This window comes from Curtobacterium sp. PhB128 (assembly GCF_004340725.1).
In the GTDB taxonomy this organism is placed as follows: Bacteria; Actinomycetota; Actinomycetes; order Actinomycetales; family Microbacteriaceae; genus Curtobacterium.
Genome location: NZ_SLUR01000001.1, coordinates 308,051 through 329,269, shown reverse-complemented (window position 1 = coordinate 329,269; position 21,219 = coordinate 308,051). Strand labels below are relative to the sequence as shown.

Genomic DNA, 21,219 nt, shown 5'->3' with positions numbered 1-21,219 from the left:
GCGGTCAGTGCGCCGCGCTCTCCCAGTTCGCGCCGAGACCGACCGAGACGTCGAGCGGCACGGTGAGTTCGGCGGCGTTGCCCATCCGGGTGCGCAGGATCTCCTCGACGCGGTCCTGTTCACCGGGCGCGACCTCGAGGATGAGCTCGTCGTGCACCTGGAGCAGCAGGTGCGACTCGAGTCCGCCGTCGCGCAGGTCCTGGTCGACGCCGAGCATCGCGATCTTCATGATGTCGGCCGCCGAGCCCTGGATCGGCGCGTTCAGCGCAGCGCGCTCGGCGTTCTCGCGCAGGACGCGGTTCGGGCTCTTCAGGTCCGGGAACGGCCGGCGACGACCGAAGATCGTCTCGGTGTAGCCGTCCTCGCGCGCCTGCTCGACGACGTTGCGCAGGTAGTCGCGCACGGCGCCGAACCGGGCGAAGTACTCGGTCATGAGCGTCCGGGCCTCGGACTGCTCGATGCGGAGCTGCTTCGACAGCCCGAACGCGCTCAACCCGTAGGCCAGGCCGTACGACATCGCCTTGACCTTGGTGCGCATCTCGGCGGAGACCTCGGCCGGCTCGACGCCGAACACCCGGGCGCCGACGAAGCGGTGCAGGTCCTCGCCCTCGTTGAAGGCCTGGATCAGACCGGGGTCACCGGACAGGTGCGCCATGATGCGCATCTCGATCTGCGAGTAGTCGGCCGTGATGAGCGTCGTGTACGGCTCCGCGACGGCGAACGCCGACCGGACCCGGCGTCCGACCGCGGTCTTCACCGGGATGTTCTGCAGGTTCGGATCGGTCGACGAGATGCGGCCGGTGCTGCTGCCGGTCTGCTCGTACCGGGTGTGGATGCGCCCGTCGACGATCGCCGCGTCGAGCGTGTCCACGATCTGGCGGAGCTTCGTGGCGTCGCGGTGCTGCAGCAGCAGTCCGAGGAACGGGTGCGGGTGCTGCTCCTGCAGGTCGGCCAGGCTCGCGGCGTCGGTCGAGAACCCGGTCTTCGTCTTGCGGGTCTTCGGCATCGCGAGCTCGGTGAACAGGACTTCCTGCAGCTGCTTCGGCGACCCGAGGTTCACCTCGTGCCCGATCTCGGCGAACGCCTGCTGCGCCAGGTCGGCGGCGCGCTCCCCCAGTTCCTTCGACAGCCCCGTGAGCACCGGGCGGTCGATGCCGACACCGATCGTCTCCATGCTCGCGAGCACCGACACCAGCGGGAGCTCGATGTCGTCGAGGACCTTGAGCGACGACTCGTCGATCCGGGCACGGAGCGCCGTGGTGACCCGCAGGACGAACCAGGCGTGCACGCCGACGTTCACCGGGTCGGTCTCCGGCACGAGCTGGTTCGGATCGGCGGTGGGGAGCTCTTCGCCGAGCTCCTGGTAGACGAGGTCGGCCAGCGGCTGGCCCTGCTTGCCGGGCTGGGCGAGCCACCCCGTGATGCGTGCGTCGCCGGCGATGCCGTTCACGACGAAGCCCGCGGTCGCGAGCACCTTGATCGCGGTCTTGGCGTCGTGGAAGTGCTTCGGGGCGTCGGAGGCGAACCACGCCGACAGCTGCTCGTAGTCCTTCGCGCCGCTGCCACCGGGCACCTGGACGGCGTCGTCGTGGGTGGCGATGCCGATGGTGCTGAGTCGGCCGTCGATGACCTCGACCGCGACGCCGTAGCCGTTCGCCGCCTCGGACGCGTTGCGGCGCTCGAGCCAGTACCCGAGTTCCTCGTCGATCAGGGTCTTCACCGACGGCGGGGTCGCGGCGCCGTCGGTCACCCCGCCCTCGGCCGGCTGCTCGGACGGTTCACCGGAGCCGGCGACCTTGAAGACGCGGTCGAGCAGCGTGCGGAACTGCAGCTTGGCGAACAGCTCGCGCACGGCGGTCTCGTCGAGGGGACGGAGCGCGACGTCGGCCGGACCGACGGGCAGTTCGACGTCGGTGACCAGGCGGTTGAGCCGGCGGTTGCGGACGGCTCGGTCCTGCTGCTCGCGCAGGTTGTTGCCGACGACGCCCTTGATCTCGTCGGCGTGCTCGAGGACCCCCTCGAGCGAGCCGTACTGCGTGACCCACTTGACCGCGGTCTTCTCGCCGACCTTGTCGATGCCGATCAGGTTGTCGCTGGTCTCGCCGACGAGCGCGGCGATGTCCGGGTACTGGTGCGGCTCGATGCCGTAGCGCTCGTACACCTTGTCGCGGTCGTACCGGGTGAGCTCGGAGACGCCACGGACCGACGGGTACAGCAGCGTCACGTCGTCGTTGACGAGCTGGATGGCGTCGCGGTCGCCGGAGACGACGTACACCTGGTACCCCTGCGCAGCACCCTGGGACGACAGGGTCGCGAGGATGTCGTCGGCCTCGTAGTCCTCCTTCGTCACGGTGGTGATGCCCATCGCCTCGAGCGCCTGCTGCAGCAGCGGGATCTGCCCCTTGAACTCGGCCGGGGTCTCGGAGCGGGTGCCCTTGTACGCCTCGTACTCACGGGTGCGGAACGAGAACCGGGAGATGTCGAACGCCACCGCCAGGTGCGTCGGCTTCTCGCGCTGCAGGAGCATGAGCAGCATCGAGATGAAGCCGTGGATGGCGTTCGTGTGCTGCCCGTCGCGGTTCACGAAACTGTCGACCGGCAGCGCGTAGAAGGCCCGGAAGGCGAGCGAGTGGCCGTCGATGACCATGAGGGTAGGCTTTGCGGAGTCCGACACCCGGACAGCCTACCGACGCCATCCGACACGGGAGTTCGAGCGCGTGACCGACGAAGCCACCATCACCGGGAACGTCGACGAGCGGCTTGCTGCCCGCGGGATGGGCGAGCTCGCCGACAAGATGGGCATGGTCATCACCGAGATGTCGGCCGACCGCGCCGTCGGCAGCATCCCGGTCGAGGGCAACCGCCAGCCGGTCGGCCTGCTGCACGGGGGCGCCTACGTCGTCCTCGCCGAGAGCCTCGGTTCGATGGCCGCCAACGTGCACGCCGGCGAGGGCCGCTACGCCGTCGGCATCGAGCTGAACGCCTCGCACACCCGGAGCGCCACGTCCGGCACCGTCACCGGTGTCTGCACCGCGATCCACCTCGGCAACACGCTCACCACGCACGAGATCGTGCTCACCGACGACCAGGGGCGCCGCTGCTCCACCGTCCGCATCACCAACCTCATCCGCGAGGCACGCTGAACTGCGAACAGCGCTGAACCACTCGCACGCACGCAGGGAGTCCGTCATGGACTGGAAGATCGAACTCGTCATGTTCCCCGTCAGCGACGTCGACCGGGCCCGCGAGTTCTACGAACGCATCGGCTTCACGATCGACCACGACCAGCGCGTGTCCGACGACGTGCGGTTCGTGCAGGCCACCCCGCCCGGGTCGGCGTGCTCGATCGCGTTCGGCGAGGGCATCATGTCCCCGGACGTCCAGCCCGGGTCGCTGAAGTCCGTCCAGGTGGTGGTCCCCGACGCCGACGAGGCCCTCGCCCACCTGCAGGGGCTCGGCGTGAACGCGATCGGTGTCGACGAACTGGCCTGGGGTCGCTTCGTGTTCTTCACCGACCCGGACGGCAACGCCTGGACGCTCCAGCAGCTCCCCGCGCGCGGCTGAGGCACCGGGCGCTCAGTCCTCGGGCGGACGCTGCAGCAGCAACCGTGCGTCGCCGAAGCCGAGCCGTCGGTACAGCCGCTCCCCGTCGACGCTCGAGTGCACCGAGGTCCGCTCGACGCCGAGGTCGTCCGCGATGTCGAGCAGCGCGGTGACGAGTCGTCCGGCGACGCCGAGCCCGCGCAGGTCGGGGTGCACGTAGACGGTCTGCACGTCGGCGGTCAGGCGTCGCCCCGGCCGGTCCGGGGTCGGCGGCCGGGCGACGAGTCCGAGCCACGCCATGCCGAGCACCGCACCGTCGCGCTCCGCGACCACACACCGGTGCGTGTCCGGGTGCTCGCGGGCGAAGGCCTTCATGGCCGCGCGGTAGTCGTCCGGCGTCGCGGCCGGCTCGGCGCCGCCCTCGCCGACACTCCACCGCCACCGCAGGTCGGCCACCGCTGGCATGTCGTCAGGCCGGGAGGCCCGGATCACCACGTCGTCCATGGCTCCAGCCTGCCAGGTGGTCGCCGCCACCGCCCCACGCGCCCGTGGCCGCGAGTGCATGCGTCCGCACACTCCGACAGAACACGCGTCGATCGACCGGTGTCGTGTCGCAACATGCACACGCAGACGATGCGTCTGCACACTGCGACAGAACACGCGTCGATCGACCGGTGTCGTGTCGGAACATGCACACACACCGAGCGCGCCACGCGCCCGGGAACGCAACAGCGCCGCCGGACCGGGGTCCGACGGCGCTGGTGTGAGCGACGGGTGGTACTACTTCTTGGCGCTGAGCTGCTCGATGATCGCCTTGGCGACGTCGTGCATGGTCAGACGGCGGTCCATCGAGGCCTTCTGGATCCAGCGGAACGCCTCGGGCTCGGTGAGGCCCATCTTCTCGTTGAGCAGGCCCTTGGCGCGGTCGACGAGCTTGCGGGTCTCGAAGCGCTCGACGAGGTCGGCGACCTCGGCCTCGAGCGTGATGATCTGCTGGTACCGCGAGAGGGCGATCTCGATCGCGGGGAGCAGGTCGTTCGGGGTGAACGGCTTGACCACGTAGGCCAGCGCGCCGGCCTCGGTCGCACGCTCGACGAGGTCCTTCTGGCTGAACGCCGTGAGGAGGACCACCGGAGCGATGTGGTTCTTGGACAGCTTCTCGGCTGCGGAGATGCCGTCGAGCTGAGGCATCTTGACGTCCATCACGACGAGGTCGGGACGGAGGTCGGTGGCGAGCTGCACGGCGGTCTCGCCGTCGCCGGCCTCGCCGACCACGTCGAACCCGTTGTCGCGGAGGATCTCGACGATGTCGAGGCGGATGAGCGACTCGTCCTCGGCGACGACGACGCGACGGGGTGCTGTTGCAGTTGCTTCTGTGTCACTCACAGCCGCAAGCCTACTAGACGTCAGAAGTGCTTCATGTCAGCACACGACAATCGGTTGGTACGAGTGGCGGGACGCGGTACCGGAACAGCCCCGCACGCCGTGAGCCTGCGTTGTACGAGTGGCGGGACTTGAACCCGCACGCCGTGAGGCAGAGCATTTTGAGTGCCCCGTGTCTGCCGATTCCACCACACTCGCGAGGCCTCCAGGCTAGCAGGGCCCCCGCCCCTCGACCGCCGCCGGCAGCCGCAGGTCGAACACCGCACCGCCGAGCACGTCGCCCTCGCCGCCTTCGTTGTCGTCGGCGTGCTGCAGGGACCCGCCGTGCGCCTCGGCGATGCCCCGTGCGATCGGCAGGCCCAGTCCGGCCCCGCCGGAACGGGCGTCGCGAGCGGCCTCGAGGCGGACGAGTCGGTCGAACACCCGCACGCGGTCCTGGGCCGGGATGCCCGGACCATCGTCCGCCACCCGGAGCACGGGGCCCGCTCCCCGGTCGTCGAGGGAGACGACGATCCGGCCGGCGGGTCCGGCAGCGCGGGCGGCGTTGTCGACGAGGTTCCCGACGACCTGGGCGAGCCGCTCGGGGTCGACGTCGGCGCACACGGGCCGCTCGGGCACCACGACCTCGAGCGCGACGGACGGCAGCCGCAACCGCAGCCGGTCGCCCTCCGCCACCAGGAAGGCGCCGAGGTCCACCGGTCGTCGGTCGAGTTCGATCCCCCGGTCGAGCCGGGCCATCGTGAGCATGTCCTCGATGAGCCGTGCGGCTCGGTCGGCCTGGCGGACGACGTGCACGGCGAGCACCTCGCGCGTGGCGACGTCGCCGCCACCGTCGCGCACGAGCGTGTCGGCTGCAGCCCGGACCCCGGCGACCGGCGTCCGCAGCTCGTGCGCGGCGTCGGAGAGGAACGAGCGGACCCGTGCCTCCGCGGCGACCGCCTCACGCTCCGCGCCCTCGACGGCGTCGAGCATCTCGTCCAGGGCGACGGCGACGCGACCGATCTCGGTGTCCTGCCGCGAGGGTCGGAGTCGCCGCCCACGGTCGCCGCCCGCGATCGACCGCGCGGTCGTCGCCATCTCGTCGAGCGGCCGCAGGGACCGCCGGACGACGACCACCACCCCGAGGACGGCGACCCCGAGGAACGCCGCGGAGGCACCGCCCATGACCCAGCCGAGCTGGACCAGGGTGTCCTGCACATCGCGGGTCCCGGCGGTCAGCGTGATGCGGGTGCCGTCGTCGAGTCGGCTCACGAGGGTGAGCACCCCGTCGTCCTCGCGCACGGACGACGACGTGACCGTGGCGCCGTCCTCGGTGGTCGTCGGCGTCGCCGCGGCCGTGGGTGTGGTCCCGCCGACGAGTGCGCTGCCGCGCGGAACCGTTGCCGGCAGGCTGCCGGGGTCCGGCGGGCCCGTCCGCAGCTGGTCCGGCGTCGGACCGGCCTCGACGGCCCCGCCGTCCGGCCGGACGATGCGCACCGACAGCCCCTGCGCGGAGAGCCGGTCGGCGAGGTCCTCGGCGTCGACGGTCCCGACGAGCGCCGCGGCGGCCGACGCCCGGTCACGGAGCCGGTCCTCGGCCTGGGCGCGCAGTCGGATGCCGAGCAGCACCTCGACGGCGACCGCCAGCCCGGCGAGCAGCACCGCGAGCAGGACCACGATCGCGACGACCGTGCGCAGCCGCAACGAGGTCGTGCGGAGCGCGCCGTCGTGGACCCTCACGCCGCCGTCCGCTCGTCGCTCAGCCGGTACCCGAGGCCGCGGACGGTGTGCACGAGCCGCGGCCCGTGCGCCTCCATCTTGCGTCGGAGGGCGCTGAGGTGGACCTCGACGACGTTCGCCGCGACGTCGTCGTAGCCCCACACCTGCGTCGTGATCTGCCCCTTCGACACGGTGCGGCCCCGGCTCTCGGCGAGGAACCGCAGCAGGCGGAACTCCGTCGCGGTGAGGTCGAGCAGGACCCCGGCACGCCGAGCGGTGGCGGCGTCCGGGTCGAGGACGAGGTCGCCGACCTCGACGACCGACGGGATCCGCCCGCGCCGCCGGAGCACCGCCGTCACCCGCGCCACCAGCTCGGCCATCGCGAACGGCTTCACCACGTAGTCGTCGGCACCCTCGGCGAAGCCGCGCAAGCGCTCGTCGAGCTCGTCCCGCGCGGTCATCATGACGACGGCGGCGTCCGAGGTGGAGCGCACCCGGCCGGCGAGCACGATGCCGCTCGGCCCGGGCAGCATCCAGTCCAACAGGACGAGGTCGGGTGCGGCGCGTCGGAGGTCCTCGACGAGGTCGCGTCCGTCGGATGCCTCGGCGACCAAGAAGCCCTCCGCACGCAGGGTCGTCGCGACGGAGGTCCGGATGGAGTCGTCGTCGTCGACGACCAGGATTCGAGCGGGAACAGGCACGGCGGACACCGTAGGACGCTCCGGCGGCCACCGAGCATGGAGGACGCTGGAGAACCCCTGTGCTTCAGGCATGCTTCAGATTCGGACTCGAGCGTCGTCTCCAGCGGCGGATCACCCGGATCCGCCCGGTCACGGAACGGAACCACCATGCTCGACGAACGAGACGACTCGACCACCACCGCCACCCCGCGACGCGGCGCACTCCTGCGACGGGTCGGGATCGGCACGGCCGCAGCCGCGGTGCTGGTGCTCGGCGGGTTCGGCATCGCCACGGCGAACGCCGCGACGACGACCCCGGCGCCGAGCGCCCCGACCGGTGCGCCGAGCGGTGCACCGGACAGCGCGACCACACCGGCCCCGGTTCCGTCGGACGGCGACACCGCGACGGTGCCCGCACCACCCGAGGGCGGCCCCGCGGCGGCGCCCGGCTGCACGGCGCTGCCGAAGGCCGGCGACACCGCGACGGTGCCCGTGCCGCCGAAGGGCGACGAGGGGAAGGCACCCACCCCGCCGAAGCACGGTGCGAAGCCCACGGCACCCACCCCGCCGAAGGACGGTGCGAAGACCACGGCACCCACCCCGCCGAAGGACGGTGCGAAGCCCACGACGCCCACTCCGCCGACGCCCGACGCGACCACCACGCCGGCGCCGACCTCCGGTTCCTGATCACCAGGCCGGGAGGCGCGCACCGTCGGCGGTCCCGACCGCGCGGGGCGTGCCTCCAGGCCGGGTCGTCCCGACCGGCTCAGGGACCCTCGAGCGCCTCGATCGCCGCCACGAGACCGGCTCGTCGCGGCGACCGCCGCGGCAGGACCGCGAGCAGCGCGCGGAGCACGCGCGCGTCCGCCGCCCCGTCCGGCGTCCGCGCCCACGCGAGCAGCGCCTCGACGCTGCCGTCCGCGACGACCGACTCGCGGAACCGACCGCGCACCAGGTCGCGCACGGCGTCCACCCCCGGCGCAGCCGACCCCGGCAAGACGGGCCCGGTGTACCGGTCGACGGCCTGGAGGCGCGCCCCGCGGTCGAGCGCGGACAGCACCGTGTCGACGTCGGTCGCCATCCCGGTCACCCGGTACGGTCGCGACGTCACGGTCACGCCCGACGCGTGCTCCGCGAGGACCCGTCGGAGCCGCACCACCTCGGCGCGCAGCGTCACGACGGCGCCGGCGTCGCCGTACACGGCGTGCGCGAGGTCGGCGGCCGCCAACCCGTCGGGGTGGGCGGCGAGGACGACCAGGAGCTCGGAGTGCCGCGCGGACAGGTGGACCCGGCGGTCGTGGACGCGCAGGACGGCGGTGTCGGTGCCGAGGACCGTCAGCTCCGCGCCGGGCGCGCGCGGCGTCGACGCGGCGGGCCTCGGCAACCGGCTCGCGGCCAAGGCGAGCTGCGCCTCGGCGGCGGCGACCGTGGCCGCGAGGAGCGAGAGGGTGTGCCGTTCGACGGCCCGGTCGTCGCCTGTCAGGTCGAGCACGCCGACGGTGGCCCCGTGGGCGTCGTGCACGGGCACTGCGGTGCACGACCACGGCTTGACGGCGTTCGCGTAGTGCTCGTCGGAGCGGATCTGCACCGGCCGGTCGAGCCGCAGGGCGGTACCGGGCGCGCTCGTGCCGACGCGGTCCTCGGCCCAGTCGGCGCCTGGGACGAAGCCCATGTCCTCGGCCGCACGTCGGGCCGTCCGCGCGCCGTCGACCCACACGAGCCGACCGGAGGCGTCACCGACTGCCAGGACGCAGCCGGCGGACCGGGTGTCGTCGAGCAGCAGGTGCCGGACCACGGGCAGCAGGGTGGCGAGCGGGCCGTCCCGGCGGGCGGCGTCGAGCTCGTCGTCACCGAGTGCAAGAGATGGCACGCCGTCCGGGTCGACCGCCGCGGACCGCCGCCAGGACGCGGCAACGAGCGGGCGGAGCCGGTCGGGTGCGCGCATGCGTCCTCCGATCGACCCCACCCGCCGCACCGTCGCGACGAGTACGGCCAGCCTACGTCCGCTGCGCGACCGGGACCAGGCCGAGATCCGCCAGCTCGGCGTCGTCGAACATCCGCGACCGGGTCAAGAACCGCTTGCCCTCGGGGCTCTCGACCGAGAACCCGCCGCCCCGCCCGTCGACGACGTCGATCGTCAGGTGCGTGTACTTCCAGTACTCGAACTGCGACACCGACATGTACACCTCGACGGGGTCGATGCCGTCGACCTCGAGTGCCCCGAGCAGGACGTCGCCGGAGCCGGTCCGGAACATGCCGACGGGGTAGCACATCGGGCTCGAGCCGTCGCAGCAGCCGCCCGACTGGTGGAACATCAGCGGGCCGTGCCGGGCGGCGAGGGTGCGCAGGAGCTCCCCCGCCGCCGGCGTGACCGCCACGCGTGCGGTGTCGGGCATCAGAAGAAGCCCATCGGACCATCGGCGTAGGACACGAGCAGGTTCTTGGTCTGCTGGTAGTGGTCGAGCATCATCTTGTGGTTCTCGCGCCCGATGCCGGACTGCTTGTACCCACCGAACGCCGCACCGGCCGGGTACTGGTGGTAGGTGTTCGACCACACCCGTCCGGCCTGGATGTCACGTCCGGCGCGGTACAGCGTGGTGGCCTCGCGACTCCACACCCCGGCACCGAGTCCGTAGAGGGTGTCGTTGGCCGTGGCGATCGCGTCGTCGTAGCCGCTGAAGGACGTCAGCGCGAGGACCGGACCGAAGATCTCCTCCTGGAAGATCCGCATCGAGTTGACTCCCTCGAACACCGTCGGCGTGACGTAGTACCCGCCGGAGAGCTCCCCGCCGAGGTCCGCACGCTCCCCGCCCGTGAGCAGCTTCGCGCCCTCCTGCTTGCCGATGTCGATGTAGCTCAGGATCTTCTCGAGCTGGTCGTTCGACGCCTGGGCGCCGATCATCGTGGACAGGTCGAGCGGGTGGCCCTGCTTGACGGCGCGCACCCGGTCGAGGCCGTCGGCGACGAACCCGTCGTAGATCTCCTTCGCCACGAGCGCCCGGGACGGACACGTGCAGACCTCGCCCTGGTTGAGGTTGAAGAAGGTGAAGCCCTCGAGTGCCTTGTCGTAGAACGAGTCCTTCTCGGCAGCGACGTCGGGGAAGAACACGTTCGGGCTCTTGCCGCCGAGCTCGAGCGTCACCGGGATGAGGCTCTGCGAGGCGTACTGCATGATCAGCCGACCGGTGGTGGTCTCGCCGGTGAACGCGATCTTCCGAATGTCCGGGTGCTGGGCGAGTGGTGCGCCGACCTCGATGCCGAAGCCGTTGACGACGTTGAGCACGCCGGCGGGCAGGAGGTCGCGGATGAGCTCGACGAGCACGTGGATCGACGCCGGGGTCTGCTCGGCGGGCTTCAGCACGACGCAGTTGCCCGCAGCCAGGGCCGGTGCGAGCTTCCACACCGCCATCAGGATCGGGAAGTTCCACGGGATGATCTGTCCGACGACGCCGAGCGGTTCGTGGAAGTGGTACGCCACGGTGTCGTGGTCGATCTCGCCGGCCGAGCCCTCCTGTGCGCGGATCGCTCCGGCGAAGTAGCGGAAGTGGTCGATCGCGAGCGGGATGTCGGCGCCGAGGGTCTCGCGGATCGGCTTGCCGTTCTCCCACGTCTCGGCGACGGCGAGCATCTCGAGGTGCTCCTCCATGCGGTCGGCGATCTTGTTGAGGATGACCGCGCGCTCGGCGGCGCTCGTCCGCCCCCAGGTCGGGAACGCCTTCCAGCCCGCCGCCACCGCACGGTCGACGTCGGTGGAGTCACCGCGCGCGACCTCGGTGAAGACCTTGCCGGTGACGGGGGTGGGGTTCTCGAAGTACTGGCCGCTCGCCGACGGGACGTACTCGCCGCCGATGAAGTGGTCGTACCGCGATCGGTACTGCACGAGCGAGCCCGGTTCGCCGGGTGCGGCGTAGCTGGTGGGCGATGGTGCGATGGTCATGGTGGTGGCCTTTCGACGACGCTGTCGGGGCACGCACGGTTCGCGTGCTGCTCGCACCGTACGACCACGGGGGTTGCATCCGGTTGCACGGGCTCACGCCCGCTCGTCCGAGGACCGCACGGGCTCGCCGTCGGCCGGGTAGCGTTCGGGACTCCAGCGGTCCGATCAGGAGGAGTGTCCGTGGATTCTCGTGCCGTCCGCACGTTCCGGGTGTTCGTCGTCGTCACGGCGGTCGTCGCGATCGCCCTGGGGATCGTCGCCATCGTGTGGCCCCGGCCGTCGCTCGTCCTCGTGGCGCTGCTGTTCGGCGTGTACCTCGTCGTCGCCGGCGCCCTGCGGGTCGTGGCTGCGGCGCGCGGGCACGGGACGCCGACGGTGTGGCGGTGGACCTCCGGGATCGTCGGTGCGCTCGTCGCGGTCGCCGGACTCGTCGCGCTGCTCGACCCCGCGATCCCCCTGGTCGTCTACGCCGTGCTCGCCGGGGTCGGCTTCGTGGTCGAGGGCATCGTGTCGATCGTGGGCGGCTTCGTCGGCCACCCCGGGTCGTCCCGGGCGCCGACGCTGGTGAGCGGCGTGCTGTCGATCCTCGGCGGTGTCGTCGTGCTCGTCGCGCCCGGCCTCGCGCTCACGGTGTTCATGGTCTTCGCGGGCATCGCCCTCATCGTCGTCGGTGCCGCGGCCCTGCTGCTGCTCCCGCCGCGAGCCGCCGTCCGCCGGTAGGCGGTGCCCCGTCCGCCGCTACGCGGTGCCCGTCCCGAACAGCAGCCCGAGCGCGTAGGTCACGACCGCGGCGCCGAACCCGATCGCCAGCTGCCGGAACGCCCGCTTGCCCGGCGACGCACCGCTCAGCACGCCGACGACCGCACCGGTGCCGAGCAGGGCGAGTCCGACGAGCGTGCCGGCGACCGCGATGGCCGCCCACCCCTGCATGCCGAACAGGAACGGCAGCACCGGGATGATCGCGCCCGACGCGAAGAACAGGAAGCTCGACACCGCGGCGCTCAGGCCGTTGCCCACCGCCTCGTGGTCGTCGGTGACGGTGACCGGACCGGTCGACGGGTGTCGCTCACCGATGCCGGACAGCACGTGCGCTGCGTGCTCGGTCGCCTCAGCCTCGGCCATCCCGCGGGCGCGGTACACCAGAGCGAGCTCGTTCGCGTCGACGTCGAGGTCCGCCACGGCGCGCCCGGCCTCGGGGTGCGGTGCGGACGCCTCGAGCAGCTCGCGCTGCGACCGGACCGAGACGTACTCCCCCGCACCCATCGACAGGGCTCCGGCGAGCAGGCCCGCGATGCCGCTCAGCAGCACGAAGTGCCGGTCGGCGCCCGACGCGCTGATGCCGATGATGAGGGCCAGGTTCGACACGAGTCCGTCGTTGGCGCCGAAGACCGCCGCGCGGAACGTGCCCGACAACCGCATCCGACCGCGGTTCGCGAGCCCGCGCACCACCTCGCCGTGGATGCGCTCGTCGGCGGCCATGCTCGCGGTCGCGTCGTCGTCGTCGGCGTACGGCGAGCGGTCCTCGGCGCGCTGCATCAACGCGAGGACGAACACCGACCCGAACCGCTTCGCAAGTGTCGCGAGGACCCGGGTGCGCAGACTGCCCCGCTGCGGACGTCCGACGTCGTCACCGAGCAGGTCGAGCCAGTGCTGCTCGTGCCGTCCCTCGGCCTCGGCCAGCGCGGCGAGGATCTCGCGTTCCTCGCCGGACCGCCGCGCGGCCAGGTTCCGGTAGACCGCGCCCTCGGCGCGTTCGTCGGCCAGGTAGCGACGCCAGCGGCGGACGTCGGCGCGCGGCGCCGGGTGTTCGGTCTGGAGGCTCACAGCAGCCATCCTGCCGCCTGCGGCCGACCGGTGGTCACCACCAGGGCCGTGGGGACGCGGCAGGGCGCGGACCGGAGGCGACGCGTGGTCGTGCGCCGTGCCTCCTGTCCGCGCCCCGCGGACGCCGTCGCGCCCCGGTGTGTGGGGGCGCGACGACCACGGCGGGGCGCACCACGGGTACGTTGGCGGCGGGACGCGACAGGGCGCGGACCGGAGGCTGCGCGCACCACGTGCCCCGTGCCTTCCGTCCGCGCCCGGATGGGACGCGACGGGCGTCGGTGTCGGGCCGGGCTGTCGCGCCCCGCAGACGCCGTCGCGCCCCGGTGTGCGGGGGCGCGACGACCACGGCGGGGCGCAGCCGCGGCGCGTCCAGCGTCCGGCGTCCGGCGTCCGGCGTCCGGGCGGAACGCGGCAGGGCGCGGACCGGAGGCGACGCGTGGTCGTGCGCCGTGCCTCCTGTCCGCGCCCTGTCGGCGTCGGGATCCTGCGGATCAGTCCCGCACGTAGGCCGGAGCGGCCTCGGCGTGGGCGTCGCCCACCCGGTGCACGCGCAGGTCGTTCGTCGAGCCCTCGATCCCGGGAGGCGAACCGGCCGTCACGATGACGCGGTCGCCGGGGGCGGCCAGGCCGTTCTCGAGCAGGACGTCGTCCACCTGCGAGAAGAGCTCGTCGGTGTGGGTCTTGCGCTCGACCAGGAACGACCGGACGCCCCAGGTGAGCGCCATGCGGCGACGCGTGGCCTCGTTCGGGGTGAAGGCGATGATCGGAAGGCCGTGGCGCAGACGCGACATGCGGCGCGCCGAGTCACCCGACTCGGTGAACACGCAGAGGTACGAGGCCTCGGTGAACTCCGCGATCTCGACCGCGGCGAGGGTGATCGCCCCGCCGAGGGTGCGCGGCTTCGTGCCGAGCGGCGCGATGCGCTCGAGGCCGTGGTCCTCGGTCGACTCGACGATGCGGGCCATCGTGCGGACGGTCTGCACCGGGTACTCGCCGACGCTGGTCTCGCCCGAGAGCATGACCGCGTCCGCACCGTCGAGGACGGCGTTCGCGACGTCGGAGGTCTCGGCACGGGTCGGGATCGGCGACGAGATCATCGACTCGAGCATCTGGGTCGCGACGATGACCGGCTTCGCCATGCGGCGCGCGAGCTCGACGGCGCGCTTCTGCACGATCGGGACGGCCTCGAGCGGCAGCTCGACGCCGAGGTCACCGCGGGCGACCATGATGCTGTCGAAGGCGTCGATGATCTCCTCGAGCGCGTCGACGGCCTGCGGCTTCTCGATCTTCGCGATGACGGGGAGTCGCTTGCCCTCTTCGTCCATGATCTCGTGCGCGCGGACGACGTCCGAGGCGTTGCGGACGAACGAGAGCGCGATGAGGTCGGCGCCCTGGCGGATGCCCCAGCGGAGGTCGGCCTCGTCCTTCTCGCTCAGCGCGGGGACGTTCACTGCCACGCCGGGCAGGTTGATGCCCTTGTTGTTCGACACGGTGCCGCCGACGACGACCTCGGTGCGGACACGGACGCCGTCGGTGTCGAGCACGCGCAGGCGGACGCGACCGTCGTCGATGAGCAGCGGGTCGCCGGGCTTGACGTCCTGGGGCAGGCCCTTGAACGTCGTGCCGCAGATCTCCTTGGAGCCGGGGACGTCCTCGGTCGTGATCGTGAACACGTCGCCGACCGCCAGGTCGTGCGGCCCGTCGGCGAACTTGGCCAGACGGATCTTCGGACCCTGCAGGTCGACGAGGATCGCGACCGGCTTTCCGAGCTCCTCGGCAGCGCGACGGACGTTCACGTAGTTGGCCTCGTGGACGCTGTAGTCACCGTGGCTGAGGTTGAGTCGGGCGACGTCGACGCCCGCTTCGATGATCTCCTTGACGGTCTCGTAGTCCGACGTTGCCGGTCCGAGCGTCGAAACGATCTTTGCGCGTCTCAATGGATTCCTTCGTGGTGGTGGGTGATGCTCTGGTTTCCGCGCTGTGGGGCCGCGCGGAACGAAGCGAGGCCACCAGCACCTTATCGAGTGCTGGTGGCCCCTCGCTCACCGGGGGGTGAGCATCTGGTGGTGGTTGGTCATGCGGCGATCCGTCATCTCAGACCGACATCGCGCGGTCGGTCGCCTTCACCGGCGCCGGCAGGATCGTCGAGCCCTCGAGGTACTCGTCGACCTTCGCCGCCGCGGCACGGCCCTCGGCGATCGCCCAGACGATCAGGGACTGCCCGCGGCCGGCGTCACCGGCGACGAACACGCCCGCCTCGTTCGTCGTGTAGTCGGCGCGGCGGTCGAGCGCACCGGAGACCGTCGTCGGCAGACCGAGCTGCGGCTCGATCGTGTCGGATTCCGGACCCGTGAAGCCCATCGCGACGAGGACGAGGTCTGCGGGGATCTCACGCTCGGAGCCGGCCTTCGGCACGCGACGGCCGTCGAGGTACTCGGTCTCGGCGACCCGGAGCGCCCGGACCTCGCCGGCCTCGTTCGCCAGGAACTCGACGGTCGAGGCGAGGAAGTGCCGCTCGCCGCCCTCTTCGTGGGCGCTCGTGACCTCGAAGACGGTCGGGAACATCGGCCACGGCTGCTCGGACGGACGCTCCAGCGGCGGCTGCTTGCCGATCGCCAGGTTCGTCACGCTCAGGGCGCCCTGCCGGTGCGCGGTGCCGATGCAGTCCGCACCGGTGTCACCGCCGCCGATCACGACGACGTGCTTGCCCTCGGCGGTCAGCTGGTTGTCGACCCGGGTGCCGGCGTTCGCCTTGTTCTGCTGGACCAGGTAGTCCATCGCGAAGTGCACGCCCTCGAGGTCGCGCCCCGGGATCGGCAGGTCGCGCGGCACCGTGGCGCCGGTGGCGACGACGACCGCGTCGTAGCGCGACTTCAGGTCGTCCCAGGTGATGTCGCGGCCGATCTCGACGCCCGCACGGAAGCGGGTGCCCTCGGCCTGCATCTGGGACAGGCGCGCGTCGATCTGGCGCTTCTCCATCTTGAAGTCCGGGATCCCGTAGCGGAGCAGCCCGCCGATGCGGTCGTCGCGCTCGTAGACGGCCACGGTGTGCCCGGCGCGCGTGAGCTGCTGCGCGGCGGCCAGCCCGGCGGGGCCGGAACCCACGACGGCGACGGTCTTGCCCGTCAGGCGCTCCGGCGGGTGCGGGGTGACCCAGCCGTTCTGGAACGCCTCGTCGATGATCGAGACCTCGACCTGCTTGATCGTCACGGGCGGCTGGTTGATGCCGAGCACGCACGAGGACTCGCACGGAGCGGGGCACAGCCGGCCCGTGAACTCCGGGAAGTTGTTCGTCGCGTGCAGTCGCTCGATCGCCTGACGGCCCTCACCGCGCCAGGTCAGGTCGTTCCACTCTGGGATCAGGTTGCCGAGGGGGCAGCCCTGGTGGCAGAACGGCACGCCGCAGTCCATGCAGCGGCCGGCCTGGCGCTTGAGGGCACCGGACTCCTGCTGCTCGTAGACCTCTTTCCAGTCCATGAGCCGGACGGGCACGGGGCGCCGTGCGGGCAGTTCGCGTTCCTGGACCTTGAGGAATCCCTTGGGGTCAGCCACCGGTCACCTCCGTGGTCGTGTCGGGCGCTGCCGGTTCCAGACGTGCGTGACGCTCAGCCACCGGTCACCTCCATGATTCTGTTCCAGACGACGTCGCCGTCGGGGTCGAGCCCCTCGTCGACGGCGCGCTGACGGGTCTCGAGCACCGCCGCGTAGTCACGCGGCAGCACCTTGACGAAGTCGCTCAGGTCGCCGGACTCGAGCAGGTCGGACGCGAGCGTCGAACCGGTCTCCTCGGCGTGCCGGGTGAGCAGGTCGGTGACGATCTCGACGTCGGCGCTGTCGAGCGCCTCGAGTCGGAGTTCACCGGTCGCGAGGGCGTCGGTGTTGACGTGCTCCTCGCGCAGACCACGGACGTACGCGGTGCCGCCGGACATGCCGGCCCCGAGGTTCCGACCGGTCTCGCCCAGGATGAGCGCGAGCCCGCCCGTCATGTACTCGAGCGCGTGGTCGCCAACGCCCTCGACCACCGCGGTCGCCCCCGAGTTGCGCACCAGGAAGCGCTCGCCCACGATGCCACGGATGAACATGCTGCCCTGGGTCGCGCCGTAGCCGATCACGTTGCCGGCGATGACGTTCTCCGCCGGGTCGAAGCCCGAACCGGCGTCCGGCCGCACGATGATCTCGCCACCGGACAGGCCCTTGCCGACGTAGTCGTTGCTGTCGCCGATGAGGCGCAGGGTGATGCCGGCGGGCATGAACGCGCCGAGCGACTGTCCGGCGGAGCCGCGCAGCGTGACGTCGATCGAGCCGCTGGGCAGCCCGTGCTCGCCGTGCCGTTTGGTGACCTCGTGGCCGAGCATCGTGCCGACCGCGCGTTCGGTGTTGCGGATGGGCAGGTCGAGCGCGATCGAGCCGCCGTGGTCGAGCACGTCGGCGGTCTGCTGGATCAGCCCCACGTCGAAGTGCTGCTCGAGCTCGTGGTCCTGCTCGCGCTGGTGGCGACGCGGCTCGGCGTCCTCGAAGTGCGGACCCGCGAGGACCGGTGCGAGGTCGAGCCCTGACGCCTTCCAGTGCTCGAGGGCACGGTCGACGTCGAGGGCGTCGGACCGGCCGATCGCCTCGTCGAGGGTGCGGAAGCCGAGCTCGGCGAGGAGCTCGCGCACTTCCTGCGCGATGAACTCGAAGAAGTTCACGACGAACTCGGGCTTGCCGGAGAAGCGCTTGCGGAGCTCGGGGTTCTGCGTCGCGACCCCCACCGGACACGTGTCGAGGTGGCACACGCGCATCAGGATGCAGCCCTCGACGACGAGCGGAGCGGTGGCGAAGCCGTACTCCTCGGCGCCGAGCAGGGCTGCCACGACGACGTCGCGCCCGGTCTTCATCTGACCGTCGACCTGCACGACGACGCGGTCGCGCATGCCGTTCAGCATGAGCGTCTGCTGCGTCTCGGCGAGGCCGATCTCCCACGGGGTGCCGGCGTGCTTGAGCGAGTTGAGCGGGGACGCACCCGTGCCACCGTCGTGTCCGGACACGAGCACGACGTCGGCCAGGGCCTTCGTCACACCGGCCGCGACCGCGCCGATGCCGGACTGGCTCACGAGCTTCACGTGGACGCGGGCGGCCGGGTTGGCGCGCTTCACGTCGAAGATCAGCTGCTTGAGGTCCTCGATCGAGTAGATGTCGTGGTGCGGCGGCGGCGAGATGAGGCCGACGCCGGCGGTGGCGTGCCGGGTGCGGGCGACCCACGGGTACACCTTCTGCGGGGGCAGCTGGCCGCCCTCGCCGGGCTTCGCACCCTGCGCCATCTTCAGCTGGATGTCGGTGGCGTGGGTGAGGTACATGCTCGTCACGCCGAACCGCCCGGAGGCGACCTGCTTGATCGCACTGCGGCGCTCGGGGTCGAGCAACCGGTCGACGTCCTCGCCGCCCTCACCCGTGTTCGAGCGGCCACCGAGGCGGTTCATCGCGATCGCGAGCGTCTCGTGGGCTTCCTTCGAGATGGAGCCGTACGACATCGCGCCGGTGTTGAAGCGCTTGACGATCGACTCGATCGACTCGACCTCGTCGAGCGCGACGGGCTTGCGCACCCCGTGCTTGAAACGGAACAGCCCGCGCAGCGTCATGAGCTCCTCGGACTGGTCGTCCACGGCGCTCGAGTACTCACGGAAGATGTCGTACCGGCGGGCACGGGTGGCGTGCTGCAGCCGGAAGACGGTGTCCGGGTTGAACAGGTGCGGGGGGCCTTCGCGACGCCACTGGTACTCGCCGCCGGTCTGCAGCCGCTCGTGCGACAGGACCGCGCCGTCCTGCGGGTACGCCTGGGCGTGCCGCTCGGCGTTCTCCTTCGCGATGACGTCGATGTCGACCCCGCCGAGGATCGACGACGTGCCGGTGAAGTACTTGTCGACGAACTCCTGGCTGAGCCCCACGGCTTCGAACGCCTGGGCACCGGCGTAGCTCGAGACCGTCGAGATGCCCATCTTCGACATGATCTTCAGGACGCCCTTGCCGAGTGCCTTGATCACGTTCTTGACGGCCTGCTCCGGGGTGATCCCGGTGATCATGCCGGCACGGACCAGGTTCTCGCAGGTCTCCATCGCGAGGTACGGGTTGATCGCCGACGCGCCGTACCCGATGAGCGACGCCACGTGGTGGACCTCGCGCACGTCGCCGGCCTCGACGATCAGGCCGACCTTCATGCGCTGCTCGGTGCGGATCAGGTGGTGGTGCACGGCGGCGAGCAGCAACAGGCTCGGCACGGGCGCCTGCTCGGCGTTGCCGTCGCGGTCCGACAGCACGATGAACTGCTTGCCCGACTCGATCGCGGCGTCGACCTCGTCGCACACGGCGGCGATGCGCTTCTGCATCGCCTTCTTGCCGGCGTCGACGCGGTACAGGCCCTTGATCGTGACCGTCAGGTGCCGACCCGACTCCGTCTCGAAGTGCTGCACCTTGGCGAGCTGGTCGTTGTCGATCACCGGGAAGTCGAGCGTGATCTGCTTCGCGTGCTCGGGACCGGCCGACAGCAGGTTCCGCTCCGGACCGAGGCCCATGCCCATCGAGGTGATGACCTGCTCGCGGATCGAGTCGAGCGGCGGGTTCGTCACCTGGGCGAACTGCTGGGTGAAGTAGTCGAACAGCAGCCGGGGTCGCTGCGAGAGCACCGCGATCGGGGTGTCCGACCCCATCGCACCTAGTGGCTCCGCGCCCACCTGCGCCATCGGGCGGAGCAGGATGCGGACTTCTTCCTCGGTGTAGCCGAACGCACGCTGGCGGCGGGTGACCGACGCCGGGGTGTGCACGATGTGCTCGCGGTCGGGCAGGTCGTTGAGGTTGATGCGCCCCTCGTCGAGCCATTCGCCCCACGGGCCGGAGGACGCCAGGCCCTGCTTGACCTCGTCGTCCTCGATGATGCGGCCGGCCTCGGTGTCCACCAGGAACATCCGGCCGGGGCGCAGACGGCCCTTGCGGACGACCTTCGCGGCGGGCACGTCGATGACACCGGTCTCCGACCCCATGACGATGAGCCCGTCGTCGGTGACGAGGAAGCGCCCGGGACGCAGCCCGTTGCGGTCGAGGGTCGCGCCGACGAGCGAGCCGTCGGTGAAGGTGATGGCGGCCGGACCGTCCCACGGCTCCATGAGCATCGAGTGGTACTCGTAGAACGCCCGCAGCTCCGGGTCCATCCCGACCTGGTTCTCCCAGGCCTCCGGCACCATCATCGACACCGCGTGCGGCAGCGTCCGGCCGGTCAGGGTCAGGAGCTCGAGCACCTCGTCGAACGACGCCGAGTCGCTCGCACCGGGGCTGACGATCGGCAGCAGCGGCGCCACGTCGCCGAGCAGTTCGCTCTCGAGCTGCGACTGGCGTGCGCGCATCCAGTTGCGGTTGCCGCGCACCGTGTTGATCTCACCGTTGTGCGCGATCGTCCGGAAGGGCTGGGCGAGCGGCCACGACGGGAACGTGTTGGTCGAGTAGCGCGAGTGCACGATCGCGAGCTTCGACGCGAAGCGCTCGTCGCTGAGGTCCGGGTAGAACGGCTCGAGTTGCAGCGTCGTGACCATGCCCTTGTAGACCATGGTGCGGCTCGACAGCGACATGAAGTACAGGTCGTTCGCGTGCTCGGCGCGCTTGCGCAGCCGGTAGGTCTGGCGGTCCAGGGCGATGCCGCTCCACGAGGCGCCGTGCACGTCGTGGCGCACCGAGGCGACGAACAGCTGCTCGAACGCCGGCATGGCCGCACGTGCCAGGGTGCCGAGCACCTCGGGGCGCACCGGGACCTCGCGCCAGCCGAGGACCTTCAGGCCCTCTTCGCGCGCCAGTCGCTCGACGGCGCCCTTGACGGCGTGCCGGTCGCCCTCGTCGGTCGGCAGGTAGGCCGTGCCGACCGCGTACTCCCCCGCCGCCGGCAGGTCGAACGGCACCACGGCGCGCAGGAACTCGTCCGGCACCTGGCACAGGATGCCCGCGCCGTCGCCCGTACCGGCGTCCGAACCGACGGCACCGCGGTGCTCGAGGTTGCGGAGGGCGCCGAGTGCAGCGTCGACGATGTCGTGGCCGGGCGTCCCGCGCAGCGTCGCGACCATCGCGAGACCGCAGGCGTCCTTCTCGTTCGCCGGGTCGTACATGCCGGTGGCGTCGGGGACCGCCGAGAACCGA

16 protein-coding genes and 1 tRNA gene are annotated in these 21,219 nt (G+C 71.4%); 4 read left to right on the top strand and 13 right to left on the bottom strand.

The features are described 5' to 3' along the window. Positions 1-4: 4 nt before the first annotated feature. Positions 5-2,674 (bottom strand): DNA polymerase I, encoded by a 2,670-nt coding sequence (gene polA, locus EDF23_RS01470; RefSeq protein WP_123294360.1) that lies wholly within the window; start codon positions 2,672-2,674, stop codon positions 5-7. A gap of 100 nt (positions 2,675-2,774) precedes the next feature. Between polA and EDF23_RS01465 the strand changes: the two genes are divergently transcribed. Together EDF23_RS01465 and EDF23_RS01460 are read left to right on the top strand one after the other, a co-directional pair. After that, positions 2,775-3,143 (top strand): hotdog fold thioesterase, encoded by a 369-nt coding sequence (locus EDF23_RS01465; protein ID WP_111084165.1) that lies wholly within the window; start codon positions 2,775-2,777, stop codon positions 3,141-3,143. A gap of 46 nt (positions 3,144-3,189) precedes the next feature. Then, positions 3,190-3,564 carry a VOC family protein gene (locus EDF23_RS01460; protein WP_123937815.1) on the top strand — a complete coding sequence of 125 codons (375 nt, stop codon included), beginning with the start codon at positions 3,190-3,192 and terminating at the stop codon, positions 3,562-3,564. A 12-nt stretch (positions 3,565-3,576) separates the two neighbouring features. Here the strand turns inward: EDF23_RS01460 and EDF23_RS01455 are convergent, their stop codons facing one another. From EDF23_RS01455 to EDF23_RS01435, 5 genes are all read right to left on the bottom strand, one after another. After that, entirely contained in the window at positions 3,577-4,047 is a 471-nt protein-coding gene (locus EDF23_RS01455) for a GNAT family N-acetyltransferase (RefSeq protein ID WP_165900974.1), read from the bottom strand. A 276-nt stretch (positions 4,048-4,323) separates the two neighbouring features. Further along, complete coding sequence (locus EDF23_RS01450; protein WP_071291723.1) at positions 4,324-4,929, bottom strand: response regulator; 606 nt, start codon at positions 4,927-4,929, stop codon at positions 4,324-4,326. Between the two features lie 113 nt (positions 4,930-5,042). Next, a tRNA-Leu gene (locus EDF23_RS01445) sits at positions 5,043-5,124 on the bottom strand. 12 nt (positions 5,125-5,136) lie between these two features. Beyond that, the gene (locus EDF23_RS01440; RefSeq protein WP_131920098.1) at positions 5,137-6,645 is read right to left on the bottom strand and encodes a HAMP domain-containing sensor histidine kinase; all 1,509 of its coding nucleotides are present in this window, start codon (positions 6,643-6,645) and stop codon (positions 5,137-5,139) included. Then, positions 6,642-7,325, bottom strand: a complete 684-nt coding sequence (locus tag EDF23_RS01435; RefSeq protein ID WP_243648773.1) for a response regulator transcription factor — start codon at positions 7,323-7,325, stop codon at positions 6,642-6,644. The genes EDF23_RS01440 and EDF23_RS01435 overlap by 4 nt, the downstream gene beginning before the upstream one ends. Before the next feature lie 147 nt (positions 7,326-7,472). Here EDF23_RS01435 and EDF23_RS01430 point away from each other — a divergent pair, with 147 nt between their 5' ends. After that, the gene (locus EDF23_RS01430; RefSeq protein ID WP_131920094.1) at positions 7,473-7,991 is read left to right on the top strand and encodes a hypothetical protein; all 519 of its coding nucleotides are present in this window, start codon (positions 7,473-7,475) and stop codon (positions 7,989-7,991) included. A 79-nt stretch (positions 7,992-8,070) separates the two neighbouring features. Here EDF23_RS01430 and EDF23_RS01425 read toward each other — a convergent pair whose 3' ends face one another. The 3 genes from EDF23_RS01425 to EDF23_RS01415 are packed head-to-tail and all read right to left on the bottom strand — an operon-like array spanning position 8,071 to position 11,241. Then, complete coding sequence (locus EDF23_RS01425; RefSeq protein WP_131920092.1) at positions 8,071-9,249, bottom strand: helix-turn-helix domain-containing protein; 1,179 nt, start codon at positions 9,247-9,249, stop codon at positions 8,071-8,073. Positions 9,250-9,301: 52 nt separating this feature from the next. Beyond that, entirely contained in the window at positions 9,302-9,700 is a 399-nt protein-coding gene (locus EDF23_RS01420; protein ID WP_131920090.1) for a DUF779 domain-containing protein, read from the bottom strand. Continuing rightward, positions 9,700-11,241: an aldehyde dehydrogenase family protein gene (locus tag EDF23_RS01415; protein ID WP_123294335.1), complete on the bottom strand. Its 1,542-nt coding sequence runs from the start codon at positions 11,239-11,241 to the stop codon at positions 9,700-9,702. The genes EDF23_RS01420 and EDF23_RS01415 overlap by 1 nt, the downstream gene beginning before the upstream one ends. Positions 11,242-11,421: 180 nt before the next feature. Between EDF23_RS01415 and EDF23_RS01410 the strand changes: the two genes are divergently transcribed. Then, on the top strand, positions 11,422-11,961 hold the full coding sequence (locus tag EDF23_RS01410) for a DUF308 domain-containing protein (protein WP_165900973.1): 540 nt from the start codon (positions 11,422-11,424) through the stop codon (positions 11,959-11,961). A gap of 18 nt (positions 11,962-11,979) precedes the next feature. Here the strand turns inward: EDF23_RS01410 and EDF23_RS01405 are convergent, their stop codons facing one another. The 4 genes from EDF23_RS01405 to gltB all read right to left on the bottom strand — a co-directional run bounded on the left by EDF23_RS01405 (position 11,980) and on the right by gltB (position 21,188). Continuing rightward, positions 11,980-13,074: a VIT1/CCC1 transporter family protein gene (locus EDF23_RS01405; protein ID WP_131920086.1), complete on the bottom strand. Its 1,095-nt coding sequence runs from the start codon at positions 13,072-13,074 to the stop codon at positions 11,980-11,982. Positions 13,075-13,556: 482 nt separating this feature from the next. Continuing rightward, entirely contained in the window at positions 13,557-15,002 is a 1,446-nt protein-coding gene (gene pyk, locus EDF23_RS01400; RefSeq protein ID WP_123294333.1) for a pyruvate kinase, read from the bottom strand. A gap of 157 nt (positions 15,003-15,159) precedes the next feature. After that, positions 15,160-16,617: a glutamate synthase subunit beta gene (locus EDF23_RS01395; RefSeq protein ID WP_131846522.1), complete on the bottom strand. Its 1,458-nt coding sequence runs from the start codon at positions 16,615-16,617 to the stop codon at positions 15,160-15,162. Positions 16,618-16,670: 53 nt separating this feature from the next. Next, positions 16,671-21,188 carry a glutamate synthase large subunit gene (gltB, locus tag EDF23_RS01390; protein WP_131920652.1) on the bottom strand — a complete coding sequence of 1,506 codons (4,518 nt, stop codon included), beginning with the start codon at positions 21,186-21,188 and terminating at the stop codon, positions 16,671-16,673. Positions 21,189-21,219 lie beyond the last annotated feature (31 nt).

Excerpts from the sequence above, each read along its gene's own strand:
- EDF23_RS01465 (WP_111084165.1), top strand. The coding sequence starts at position 2,775 with ATGGGCGAGCTCGCCGACAAGATGGGCATGGTCATCACCGAGATGTCG.
- EDF23_RS01460 (WP_123937815.1), top strand. The coding sequence starts at position 3,190 with ATGGACTGGAAGATCGAACTCGTCATGTTCCCCGTCAGCGACGTCGAC.
- EDF23_RS01455 (WP_165900974.1), bottom strand. The coding sequence starts at position 4,047 with ATGGACGACGTGGTGATCCGGGCCTCCCGGCCTGACGACATGCCAGCG.
- EDF23_RS01430 (WP_131920094.1), top strand. The coding sequence starts at position 7,473 with ATGCTCGACGAACGAGACGACTCGACCACCACCGCCACCCCGCGACGC.
- EDF23_RS01425 (WP_131920092.1), bottom strand. The coding sequence starts at position 9,249 with ATGCGCGCACCCGACCGGCTCCGCCCGCTCGTTGCCGCGTCCTGGCGG.
- EDF23_RS01420 (WP_131920090.1), bottom strand. The coding sequence starts at position 9,700 with ATGCCCGACACCGCACGCGTGGCGGTCACGCCGGCGGCGGGGGAGCTC.
- EDF23_RS01415 (WP_123294335.1), bottom strand. The coding sequence starts at position 11,241 with ATGACCATCGCACCATCGCCCACCAGCTACGCCGCACCCGGCGAACCG.
- EDF23_RS01405 (WP_131920086.1), bottom strand. The coding sequence starts at position 13,074 with ATGGCTGCTGTGAGCCTCCAGACCGAACACCCGGCGCCGCGCGCCGAC.
- gltB (WP_131920652.1), bottom strand. The coding sequence starts at position 21,188 with ATGTACGACCCGGCGAACGAGAAGGACGCCTGCGGTCTCGCGATGGTC.